The sequence below is a fragment of the Pseudomonas sp. 8 R 14 genome, assembly GCF_900005955.1.
Taxonomy (GTDB): Bacteria; Pseudomonadota; Gammaproteobacteria; order Pseudomonadales; family Pseudomonadaceae; genus Aquipseudomonas; species Aquipseudomonas marginalis.
Map to the genome: position 1 here is coordinate 17,683 of NZ_CVTH01000062.1, position 11,347 is coordinate 29,029.

General features: G+C 61.4%; 11 protein-coding genes. 5 read left to right on the forward strand and 6 right to left on the reverse strand.

Going from position 1 to position 11,347, the window contains the following annotated elements; translation table 11 throughout:
• Window positions 1-13: 13 nt before the first annotated feature.
• The 4 genes from BFQ01_RS15600 to antA all read right to left on the reverse strand — a co-directional run bounded on the left by BFQ01_RS15600 (window position 14) and on the right by antA (window position 4,574).
• A complete protein-coding gene (locus tag BFQ01_RS15600) occupies window positions 14-1,420 on the reverse strand; it encodes an amino acid permease (RefSeq protein ID WP_065925948.1) in 1,407 nt (468 codons plus the stop codon).
• Between the two features lie 57 nt (window positions 1,421-1,477).
• The gene (gene antC / locus BFQ01_RS15605) at window positions 1,478-2,485 is read right to left on the reverse strand and encodes an anthranilate 1,2-dioxygenase electron transfer component AntC (protein ID WP_065925949.1); all 1,008 of its coding nucleotides are present in this window, start codon (window positions 2,483-2,485) and stop codon (window positions 1,478-1,480) included.
• Window positions 2,486-2,691: 206 nt separating this feature from the next.
• Window positions 2,692-3,183 carry an anthranilate 1,2-dioxygenase small subunit gene (gene antB / locus BFQ01_RS15610; protein WP_065925950.1) on the reverse strand — a complete coding sequence of 164 codons (492 nt, stop codon included), beginning with the start codon at window positions 3,181-3,183 and terminating at the stop codon, window positions 2,692-2,694.
• Window positions 3,183-4,574: an anthranilate 1,2-dioxygenase large subunit gene (gene antA / locus BFQ01_RS15615; RefSeq protein ID WP_065925951.1), complete on the reverse strand. Its 1,392-nt coding sequence runs from the start codon at window positions 4,572-4,574 to the stop codon at window positions 3,183-3,185. Before antA ends, antB begins: the two co-directional genes overlap by 1 nt.
• A gap of 312 nt (window positions 4,575-4,886) precedes the next feature.
• Between antA and BFQ01_RS15620 the strand changes: the two genes are divergently transcribed.
• Window positions 4,887-5,879 carry an AraC family transcriptional regulator gene (locus BFQ01_RS15620; RefSeq protein ID WP_065925952.1) on the forward strand — a complete coding sequence of 331 codons (993 nt, stop codon included), beginning with the start codon at window positions 4,887-4,889 and terminating at the stop codon, window positions 5,877-5,879.
• Window positions 5,880-5,924: 45 nt separating this feature from the next.
• Here BFQ01_RS15620 and BFQ01_RS15625 read toward each other — a convergent pair whose 3' ends face one another.
• Window positions 5,925-6,800, reverse strand: coding sequence for a LysR family transcriptional regulator (locus BFQ01_RS15625; RefSeq protein WP_065925953.1), 876 nt, complete (start codon window positions 6,798-6,800; stop codon window positions 5,925-5,927).
• Window positions 6,801-6,914: 114 nt separating this feature from the next.
• On the opposite strand from BFQ01_RS15625, the gene BFQ01_RS15630 reads away from it, so the two are divergent.
• The 3 genes from BFQ01_RS15630 to catA are packed head-to-tail and all read left to right on the forward strand — an operon-like array spanning window position 6,915 to window position 9,316.
• Window positions 6,915-8,042, forward strand: coding sequence for a muconate cycloisomerase family protein (locus BFQ01_RS15630; RefSeq protein WP_065925954.1), 1,128 nt, complete (start codon window positions 6,915-6,917; stop codon window positions 8,040-8,042).
• A gap of 12 nt (window positions 8,043-8,054) precedes the next feature.
• Window positions 8,055-8,345, forward strand: a complete 291-nt coding sequence (gene catC, locus BFQ01_RS15635; RefSeq protein WP_027607668.1) for a muconolactone Delta-isomerase — start codon at window positions 8,055-8,057, stop codon at window positions 8,343-8,345.
• A gap of 41 nt (window positions 8,346-8,386) precedes the next feature.
• Window positions 8,387-9,316: a catechol 1,2-dioxygenase gene (gene catA / locus BFQ01_RS15640; protein ID WP_065925955.1), complete on the forward strand. Its 930-nt coding sequence runs from the start codon at window positions 8,387-8,389 to the stop codon at window positions 9,314-9,316.
• Between the two features lie 80 nt (window positions 9,317-9,396).
• Here catA and BFQ01_RS15645 read toward each other — a convergent pair whose 3' ends face one another.
• Complete coding sequence (locus BFQ01_RS15645; RefSeq protein WP_003176072.1) at window positions 9,397-9,870, reverse strand: Lrp/AsnC family transcriptional regulator; 474 nt, start codon at window positions 9,868-9,870, stop codon at window positions 9,397-9,399.
• Between the two features lie 144 nt (window positions 9,871-10,014).
• Here BFQ01_RS15645 and kynU point away from each other — a divergent pair, with 144 nt between their 5' ends.
• Window positions 10,015-11,265 carry a kynureninase gene (gene kynU, locus BFQ01_RS15650; protein WP_065925956.1) on the forward strand — a complete coding sequence of 417 codons (1,251 nt, stop codon included), beginning with the start codon at window positions 10,015-10,017 and terminating at the stop codon, window positions 11,263-11,265.
• The last annotated feature ends 82 nt before the right edge of the window (window positions 11,266-11,347 follow it).

Sequence of the window (11,347 nt, forward strand, 5' to 3'; positions counted from 1 at the left end):
ATTTGCAATGCAATCAAATGCGGGAGGCGGCGACCGCTTTCGTCTTGCTCATTCGCAACCGGTAGGCCACATAGATAACCCCCACCCAAACCGGCATCGCATACACCGACTCGCGAATCCCCGGGATCGCCAGCATCACGCTGATGATCATCAGCATGAACGCCAGGCACAGGTAGTTGCTGAACGGGAACCAGAAGGTCTTGAACGACGGTGTTACCCCTTGCTCACCCATAGCTTTGCGGAACTTGATGTGGGTGATGCTGATCAGCGCCCAGTTGATCATCAGCGAGGCAACCACCAGCGCGAAGAGCAGCTCCAGGGCACTTTGCGGTGCCACGTAGTTGACCACCACGCACAGCATCGTCACCAGCGCCGAGATCGCCAGGGCCCGCAGCGGTACGCCTTGCTTGTTGAGCTTCATCAGCGCTTTCGGCGCATCGCCTTGCTCGGCCAGGCCGAACAGCATGCGGCTGTTGCAGTACACGCCGCTGTTGTACACCGACAGCGCCGCGGTCAGCACCACGAAGTTGAGGATGTGGGCGGCGGTGTCGTTGCCGATCAGCGAGAAGATCTGCACAAACGGACTGCCGCTGTAGGCATCGCCTGACGCGCCGAGGGTTTGCAGCAGTTGATCCCATGGGTACAGCGACAGCAGTACGGTCAATGCGCCGACGTAGAAAATCAGGATCCGGTACACCACCTGGTTGATCGCCTTGGGGATCACCTTGCGGGGCTCACTGGCCTCGGCAGCGGTGATACCCACCAGCTCCAGGCCGCCGAACGAGAACATGATGAAGGCCATGGACATCAACAGCCCCATGCCGCCATTCGGGAAGAATCCGCCGTGGCTCCACAGGTTGCTGACCGACGCTTGCGGGCCGCCGGTGCCGCTGAACAGCAGGTAACAGCCGAGCACGATCATGCCGACAATCGCCACCACCTTGATGATCGCGAACCAGAACTCCGCTTCACCGAAGAACTTCACGTTCAGGGTGTTGATCAGGTTCACCGCGACAAAGAACACCAGGGCGCTGACCCAGGTCGGGATCTGCGGCCACCAGAACTGGATGTACTTGCCCACCGCAGTCAGCTCGGCCATGCCCACCAGCACGTAGAGCACCCAGTAGTTCCAGCCGGCCAGGAAGCCCGCGTAACCGCCCCAGTATTTGTGCGCGAAGTGGCTGAACGAGCCGGCCACCGGTTCTTCGACGATCATCTCGCCGAGCTGGCGCATGATCAGGAACGCGATGAAACCGGCGATCGCGTAGCCCAGGATCATCGACGGCCCTGCCGACTTGAGTACCCCGGCCGAACCGAGGAACAGCCCCGTGCCTATCGCCCCGCCCAAGGCGATCAACTGAATATGCCGGTTCTTAAGGCCACGCTTGAGGCCTGCCGGGTTAACCATGTCATCCGCCATTAACGTTCCCTTCTACTTGTTTTTCTCGGGGTAGAACCCCTCAGAAGTGCTGAGGAGTCAGATATTACTCTGCGTAAACTTTTCGTAATACAGCTGAACGCCATCAAGTGCCTGATCCGCCAGCCATTGTTGGATGGATTCGACCATTGGCGGAGGGCCGCACACGTACATATCCGCCAATCCGTCGCGCAATTCGGCCAGGTCGAAATGCTCGGTGAGGTAGCCGCGCTTGCCGGCCCAGTCGGGGGCGGCATCGCTGAGGACTTCGGTGTAGCGAAAACCCGGCAGTTTCGCCGCATAGGCCGCGATGCGTGGGGCTTCGCATAAGTCCTCGGCGCCGCGTACGCCATAGTAGAGATGCACCGGCTGGTTGCAGCCGGTGGCGGCCAGTTGATCGAGCATGCCCAGCAGCGCCGACAGCCCGGTGCCGCCGGCGACCAGCACCAGCGGTTGGGTCACATGGCGCAGGTAGAACGCACCCAGCGGTGCTTCCATCCGCAGTTCATCGCCGACTTGGCAGCGCTCACGCAGGTAGTTGCTCATCACCCCATCGGGCAGCAAGCGGATCAGGAACTGCAATTGATTGCCCGCCAGGTTGGCGAAGGAGTAGGAACGCCAATGGCCTGTGCCCGGTACCGCAAGGCGCGCATATTGGCCCGGTAGAAAATCCAGCGGCGCATCCAACTGCACCTTCAGGATCGCCGTGCTGGTCGACACCTGTTGCACCTCGCTGACCGTCCCGCGCACTTGCACCGGCCCCGGCGCATTGCACAGGCTCGAATCAAAGTCGAAGTAGAACGCCGCGTCGGACTTCACCCGCGTCTGGCAACTGAGCATCTTGCGCTGTTGCAGGTCGAGCCTAGAGAGGGCTTCCTCGTCCACATAGTCCTGGGTGTAGTCACCCGACTCGCACCGCCCCTGGCAGGTGCCGCACACGCCTTCGCGGCAGTCCAGGGGGATCTTGATGCCATTGCGCAGCGCCGCATCCAACAGGATTTCATTTGCGCCCACCGGGAAAAACAGGGTCTTGCCGTCGGCAAAACTGAAGGCCACTTTGTGATTCATGTGTTGTTCTCTGCATATTTATGACGTACGTACGGCCTGTTGTGGTGAGCGGGCTTGCCCCGCGCTGGGCTGCGAAGCAGCCCCATGAGAGTCGCCGCATTTTTCCCGCCAAACCGCAGTGCTTGCACCAAGGGCCGCTGCGCGACCCAGCGCGGGGCAAGCCCGCTCACCACAAAAAGCCCGCTCACCACAACAACAAGGGTGCTTTAGAGGTGATAGAAATCCAGCACCGAATTGATGGTGTCGTTAAGCAGCAGCGCATGCTTGCGAGTGATCAGCCAACTGTCGCCATGGGGCTTGAGGCGATAGGTGGCATGCCCGTAGAACTGCTCCGATGTGGCCAGCCGATAGAACAGCGTGTGCCAGTTCAACCGGACCTCCAGCGTGCCGTCCGCCTGCTCGGCGATGCGTACGTTGTTGATCAGGTGCAAGGTGCGCGGCATCGGTGTAGCGGACGCCGCCTTGCCGGTGCGCAGGCGGAACACGCGGTCTTCCAAGCCCGAACGGTTGGCGTAGTAGATCAGCGACATCTCGCGCTTGGGGTCGCGGGTGTAGACGTGCTCCGAGTCCCATTGCGGCAGGTGGAATTCGCTCTGGGGGTCGAACAACTGCACGTAGGCGTCCCAGTCCTGGGCGTCGCACAGCTCGGACTTAAGGTAGAAAAACTGCTCGATCCGATACTGCAATGGCGCATTCATCATTCCACCTCCCGCAGTGTCAGCGCGTGTTGGTCCAGGCCCTTGAGCAGGAAGTGCTGCCAGTTGCGGTGCTGGTTGACGTACAGGCCTTCATGGGTGAATTCGGTGCCGGTCATGGCCGGCGAGATGCCGATGGCTTCGCTGTTCGGCGTTGGCCCGGTTTCCCAGCGATGGCTGCCGCGTGAAATATCGCTCCAGCGTTCCAGGCGGCCCTGGAAACCACGCTGGGCTTCGCGGAACTCCACCAGGTCGTCCGGTGTGCCCATGCCCGAGACGTTGAAGAAGTCTTCGAACTGGCGAATACGGTTTTCACGGTCGGCGTCGGATTCGCCTTTCACCCCCAGGCACTGGCTGATGATCTCGGTCTTGTTCCACGCCACCGGACGAATGATGCGCAGCTGCGAGCTGATCTGGTCGAGGAAGAACAGGCTCGGGTAGATATTCAGGTTACGCAGGCGGTGCATCATCCACTCGGCCTTCTGCTGGCCATGCTCTTGTACCAGGCGCGGCATGATGGTGGCGTAGCCGGAGCGCACGCTGGGGTTGGGCATGTCGCTGAACAGCACGCTGTGGCCATTGTTGAAGGCGAACCAGCCGTCATCGGTGTTGGCGTCGCCGGCGCCGAGCTTGCTGTAGTCCAGGGTGCTGGCGGACCCGCTGCCGCTCTCGGTATTCACCTGCTGGCGATGCTGCACCGTGGCCACGTAGTTGTAGTGCACGGTGCTGACGTGATACCCGTCCAGGCCGTTTTCGTTTTGCAGTTTCCAGTTGCCGTCGTAGGTGTAGGCCGACTTGCCCGGCAGCACCTCCAACTCACCAGTGGCGGACTGCGCGACCATCATGTCGAAGAACACTTTGGCGTCGCCGAGGAAGTCTTCCAGGCTGTCACGGCCATTCACATCCAGGCTGATGAAGACAAAACCCTTGTAGCTCTCGATGCGGGCCTTTTTCAGGCCGCGCGTTGCCTTGTCGAAACTTTCCGGATATTCCCCCGGCGCCTTGACCTTCACCAGCCGGCCATCGCTCTTGTAGCACCAGGCGTGGAACGGACAGGTGAAGGTGGACTGGTTGCCTTTGCCGACCCGGGTCAGGGTGGTGCCGCGATGCTGGCAGGCGTTGACCAGCGCATTGAGCCGGCCCTCGCCATCACGGGTAATGATCATCGGCTGGCGCCCGGCGCGCATCGTCACGAAGTCATGATGATTGGCCAGTTCGCTTTCATGGCAGGCGTAGATCCAGTTCTTCTCGAAGATCAACTCCATCTCAAGATCAAACAGCTCCGGCTCGGTGAACATGTCGCGGGCGATGCGGAATACGGCGTCTGCCGGGCGAAAATCCAGGCAGCTCTCGATAAAGCTTTTCCATTGCTCGACGCTTCTTGCACCACTCATGGGAGGCACCTTTTGATAATGGCTGAACAGGTGAGCCATTAAGAGGCTGCGGCAAGGTGGCGGGCTATCCGCTTAATGGGGGAAGGTGGGCCGCAAAGTTGGGCAGCAAATACCCACGGTGGTGCAGGGCGGTGACGCGACGCGCTACCGTCTGGCGAGGCAAGGGGCGTCAACACCTGCGGTTTATCCACATAGTGGACGGTTGCTATCCACCCGGTTGCAATCGGGCCGGCGTGGCGTAGAACTTGCTGTGGAGCCACAACGACGCGCCGCCAGAGCGCGCAACCGCCTGACCGCCGTGGGTGCACACTGATGAATAGTCCTACACGCGATATCCATGTCCAACGCTTCGACCTCGAAGGCGCCCGCAGCTGGATGTCCGGCATTTGCGGGCCGCACCGCCTGGCGACGAGCACGCCCGAGCGCCTGCGCTTTCATCACAGTGCCAACGTGTTCAAGTCCCGGGCCACCACCCTGGGCGTGATCGAATACGGCACCGACGTGACCATCGATATCGAAGACGCCGAGCACTTCAGCAGCTACAGCCTCACGCTGCCGTTGGTGGGTGAGCAGGAGCTGAGCAAGAACGGCCAACGCCTGAGTTCCAACCGTGATCAGGGCGTGATCATTGCGCCCAATGAACACCAGGTGCTGGCCATATCCGGTGACTGCCGCAAGTTGCAGGTGGTGATCACGCGGGCGGCGATGAGCGAGTCGCTGGAGGGCTTGCTGCAACGGCCGGTCGACGCGCCGCTGCAATTTGAACCGGTGATGGATGCGGTGGAGGGGGCGTCGGCGTCGTGGTGGCGCATGGCGCGCTACTTCATCGCCGAGCTGGAGTGCCGTAGCGAATTGTATGAACAGGCGGCGTTCACCCGTGACCTGGAAAGCTCATTGATCAAGGGCCTGATCCTCGCCCAACCGAACAACTACTCGGAAGAACTGCGCGCCGTACTGGGGGTGAAACTGCCCCATTACCTGATCCGTGCGCGCCAGTACATTCACGACAACGCCCGCGAGGCGCTGCACCTGGAAGACCTGGAAACCGCTGCCGGGGTGTCGCGGTTCAAGCTGTTCGATGCGTTTCGCAAGTACTTTGCCCTGTCACCCATGGCCTACCTGAAGAAGCACCGGCTGAGTGCGGTGCGCCAGGAAATCCTCGAGCACGGATCGATCCGCACCATCTCCGAGATCGCCTTCGGCTGGGGCTTTACCCACCTGGGGCGGTTCTCGGCGGAGTATCGAAAACTGTTCGATGAATCCCCCAGCCAGACGCTGCAACGCATGCGTATGCGCAGTACTTGAACCTGATGAAGATCAACCTGTGGGAGGGGCGGTACCTGGGCGATTTCAGATCAGTTCTTCAACCAACTGCAGGCAATGACTGAGCCCCGGCGACTGATCATTTACCCGTCGGCTGAGAATGATCGGCGAGGTCGCCGTCGCTTCCACAACCGGCGTGTAGCCGATATCCGCGCGATGCAGCACCTGCACCGACGCCGGCACCAGTGTCACGCCCATGCCCGCACCGACCAGGCCGATGGCGGTCTGCAGTTCGTTGGTCCACTGCGCCACCTTGAGGCTCAGGCCGTGGGCGTCGAACAGTGCAATCACATGGTCGGCATAGCTGGGGCGCGGGTTACCGGGGTAGAGCACAAACGGCTCGGCGGCCAGTTGGGCGAGGGTCGCGGGTGCATCGAGCAATGGGTGGCCGGCGGGCAGCACGGCGACCAACCGATCCTCCACCAGCACGCGCTGGACGATGGCCGGGTCGTCGATACGAATGCGCCCGAAGCCCACGTCGATACGTCCGGCCTTGAGCGCCTCGACCTGCTGCAAGGTGGTCATCTCCGACAGCCCCAACTCCAGTTCCAACGCCTCATGGCTGCGCAACCGCCGGATCAATTCCGGCAGCACGCCATACAAGGTCGACGGCGCAAAGCCGATGCCCAGCCAGGTCTTCTCGCCCTGGCCGATGCGGCGGGTGTTGTCGCAGACCTTGGCCAATTGTTCGAGCAACACATTGGCGTGCTCATAGAAAAACCGCCCGGCTTCGGTCAGCCGCAGCGGTCGGCCACGCTCCAGCAGAATCACGCCCAATTCCTCTTCCAATTGTTGGATCTGCCGGCTCAACGGTGGCTGGGCGATGTGCAGGCGTTCGGCCGCGCGGGTGAAGTTGAGGGTCTGCCCCAACACCTGGAAGTAGCGCAGATGACGCAGTTCCATAACGGCTCCTTTCATACCTTAAGGGTATTGCTCGAGACTAATTCTATATTGGAAGCCAGGAAAAATGCGGCACAGAATCGACGTAAATCTATAAAGAACCCAGCGGGTATTGCCATGCCGATTTGCGCCATCGAGTCGATCGAGACCATTATCGTCGACCTTCCCACCCTTCGCCCGCACAAGCTGGCGATGCACACCCTGCAAAACCAGACGTTGGTAATCATCCGCGTGCGCTGCGCCGACGGCATCGAAGGCATCGGTGAATCCACCACCATCGGCGGCCTGAGCTACGGCAACGAGAGCCCCGAGAGCATCAAGGTCAACATCGACCGTCACTTCGCCCCACTGCTGATCGGCCAGGACGCCAGCAATATCAACGCGGCCATGTTGCGCCTGGAACGCAGCATTCGCAGCAACACCTTTGCCAAATCCGGTATCGAAAGCGCTTTGCTCGACGCCCTCGGCAAGCGCCTTAACCTGCCGGTCAGCGAACTGCTCGGTGGGCGTGTGCGCGATGCACTGCCGGTGGCCTGGACCCTCGCCAGCGGCAATACCGCCCAGGACATTGCCGAGGCCGAAAAGATGCTCGACCTGCGCCGCCACCGCATCTTCAAATTGAAGATCGGTGCCGGTGAAGTTGGCGAGGACCTGGCCCATGTCATCGCGATCAAACAGGCCCTGGGCGAGCGTGCCAGCGTGCGCGTCGACGTCAACCAGGCCTGGGACGAAGCCGTGGCCCTGCGTGCGTGCAAGGTGCTCGGCGACCACGGCGTCGACCTGGTCGAACAGCCGATCTCGCGTAACAACCGTGGCGGCATGGCCCGGCTCAACCTGTCGAGCCCGGCGCCGATCATGGCCGACGAATCCATCGAGTGTGTGGAGGATGCCTTCAACCTGGCCCGTGAAGGCGCGGCCTCGGTGTTCGCCCTGAAGATCGCCAAGAACGGCGGCCCCCGCGCGGTATTGCGCACCGCCGCGATTGCCGAGGCCGCTGGTATCGGCCTGTACGGCGGCACCATGCTGGAAGGGGGGATCGGCACCCTGGCGTCGGCGCATGCCTTCCTCACGCTGAACAAACTGGCGTGGGGCACCGAGTTGTTCGGCCCGCTGTTGCTGACCGAAGACATTCTTGCCGAGCCGCCGCTGTACCGCGATTTCCAGCTGCATGTCTCCCACATGCCGGGCCTGGGCCTGGCCATCGATGAGGAGCGCCTGGCGTTCTTCCGTCGTGACAAACACTAAGAGGCGCCGCCCATGTTGTTCCACGTAAAAATGACCGTGAACCTGCCCGTCGACATGCACCCCGAGCGCGCCGCCAGCCTCAAGGCCGACGAAAAGGCCTTTGCCCAGCGTCTGCAGCACCAGGGCAAATGGCGCCACTTATGGCGCATCGCCGGGCTCTACGCCAACTACAGCGTGTTCGACGTCGACAGCGTGCAAGAACTGCATGACCTGCTGATGCAACTGCCGCTTTACCCCTACATGGCCATCGAAGTGAATGCCTTGTGCCGGCACCCTTCGTCGATCCATGAAGACGACCGCTAGGCCGGTTTTCACCCTGATAACTACAAGATGAGGAACGCACCATGTCCATCCGACTGTCCCAGACTGCCCAGGCCCAACGGTTTCTCGAAGAAGCCAGCGGCAACCTCACTGACGGCGGCAACCCGCGCACCAAGGCGCTGATCTACCGGATCCTGCGCGATACGGTAAACATCATCGAAGACCTGGACGTGACCCCGGAAGAGTTCTGGAAGGCGGTCAACTACCTCAACGAACTGGGCAAGCACCAGGAGGCCGGACTGCTCGCCGCCGGGCTCGGCCTGGAGCATTACCTGGATATGCTGATGGACGCCGCCGACGAGGAAGCCGGCAAGTCCGGTGGTACCCCGCGCACCATCGAAGGTCCGCTGTATGTGGCCGGCGCGCCGCTGTCGAAGTACGAGGCGCGGCTGGACGATGGCAAGGACGACGCTGTGCCGCTGTTTATGCGCGGGCAGGTGCGCGACACCGACGGCAAGCCGTTGGCGGGGGCGATTGTCGATGTGTGGCAGGCCAATACCGGCGGTACGTATTCGTGGTTCGACCCGACGCAATCCGAATTCAACCTGCGCCGCCGTATCGAGACCGACGCCCAGGGCAACTACCGCTTTCGCAGCATCGTGCCGTCGGGCTACGGCTGCCCGCCGACCGGGCCGACCCAGCAGTTGCTCGATCAACTGGGGCGTCACGGGCAGCGCCCGGCGCATATCCACTTCTTCATCTCGGCGCCGGGGTATCGGCACCTGACCACCCAGATCAACCTGTCGGATGACCCGTACCTGCACGATGATTTTGCCTACGCGACGCGGGACGAATTGATTGCCGAGATTCGCTTCAGTGACGATCAGCAACTGGCGCGGGAGTTTGGCGTGGAGGGGCGGTTTGCACAGATTGATTTTGACTTTGAGTTGCAGACCGCCGCAGCGCCGGTAGAGCAAAAACGCATGCAGCGGGTTCGCGCGTTGGAGGATTGATCAACACGGTCAAAAATGTGGGAGGGGGCAAGTCGAGTCGTCGCACCGCCCCTCCCACATTTGATCGGTGTCGTGGCTGACTATTTGCGAACGACCAGATCAAGCACCTCATCCCGATCCTTGATCTTCTGCAACACAATCTCCGAGCGGATATCCATCACCCCCGCCGTGCGGTTCAGGTGGTTCACGATAAAGTCCGAAAAGTGCTTGAGGTTGCGTGCCTGCACCCGCAGCACATAGTTGCTGGCGCCGGTGATCACGTAGGCGCTGGCCACTTCCGGCCAGCCTTGCACCTTCTTGATAAACGTCTCATGCCAATCCTCCACATCCTGGCGCAATGACAGGTGGACGATGGCCTCCAGTTCAATCCCCAACTGCTCGGCATTTAACACTGCACGGTAGCCGCTGATAATCCCTTCGCTCTCCAGCAGGCGTAGACGACGCAGGCAGGCAGAGGGCGACAACGCGACTTTTTCCGCCAGTTCCTGGTTGCTGATACGGCCATCCTGTTGCAGGAAATGCAGGAGGCGCAGGTCGGTGGCGTCAAGGATCATGGTTAGAATAAATCCGCGTATTTAGGGGTTAAATTCGAATTTCCTACAGCTTAATTAGCCTGTTACCCACCACTTTGCACGAAAATTCTCTAAATCTTCGTTCATTATTTGCTGCATCCTCACTGACAAAAACCAGGACAACCCATGACCCCTCGCAGCCATTGCCAAGCCCTCGACACCCAGGACCCGCTGGCGCCGCTACGTCAGCAGTTCGCCTTGCCGCAGGACGTTATCTACTTGGACGGCAACTCCCTCGGTGCGCGTCCGGTGGCGGCGTTGGCGCGGGCGCAGGCGGTCATCGCGCAAGAGTGGGGCAATGGCTTGATCCGCAGTTGGAACAGCGCCGGCTGGGCCGACTTGTCCCAGCGCCTGGGCAACCGCCTGGCGCCGCTGATCGGTGCGCGGGACGGTGAGGTGGTGATCACCGACACTACCTCGATCAACCTGTTCAAGGTGCTCAGCGCCGCCTTGAGCGTGCAGCGCCAACGTGAGCCGGCGCGCAAGGTGATCGTCAGCGAAGCGAGCAACTTCCCCACCGATTTGTACATCGCCCAGGGCCTCGCCGAGTTGCTGCAACAGGGCTATTCCCTGCGCCTGGTCAACAGCCCGGATGAACTGCCCCGGGCCATCGACGGCGACGTGGCGGTGGTGATGCTCACCCACGTCAACTACAAGACCGGCTACATGTACGACATGCAGGCGCTCACCGCCTTGAGCCATGAATGCGGCGCGCTGAGCATCTGGGACCTGGCGCATTCGGCGGGCGCAGTGCCCATCGACCTGCACGGGGCCGGTGCTGACTATGCGATTGGCTGCACTTACAAATACCTCAACGGCGGCCCCGGCTCCCAGGCGTTCGTGTGGGTCAACCCGGCGTTGGTAGACCTGGTGCACCAGCCGCTGTCGGGCTGGTTCGGGCATACCCGGCAGTTCGCCATGGAATCCAGCTATGCGCCGAGCGCCGGCATCGCCCGCTACCTGTGCGGCACCCAGCCGATCACGTCGCTGGCGATGGTGGAATGCGGCCTGGAGATTTTCGAACAGACCGACATGGCCCGCCTGCGCAGCAAATCCCTGGCGCTGACCGACCTGTTTATCGAGTTGGTCGAAAGCCGCTGCGCCGCCCACAACCTTGTGCTGATCACTCCCCGTGAACACGCTTGGCGTGGCAGCCATGTGAGCTTCGAACACCCGGAGGGATATGCGGTGATCCAGGCCCTGATCGCACGTGGCGTGATCGGTGATTACCGCGAGCCGCGCATCATGCGTTTTGGGTTTACGCCGCTGTACACGAGTTTTACCGAGGTGTGGGATGCGGTGGAAATCCTCGGTGAGATTCTCGACAACGGCACCTGGGACCAGCCGCAATTCAAGGTCCGCCACAGCGTCACCTGAAGATAATGCAGATCAAAATGTGGGAGGGGCGGTGCGACGATTCGACTTGCCCCTCCAACAGGGGATTTGCGTCAATATCCAA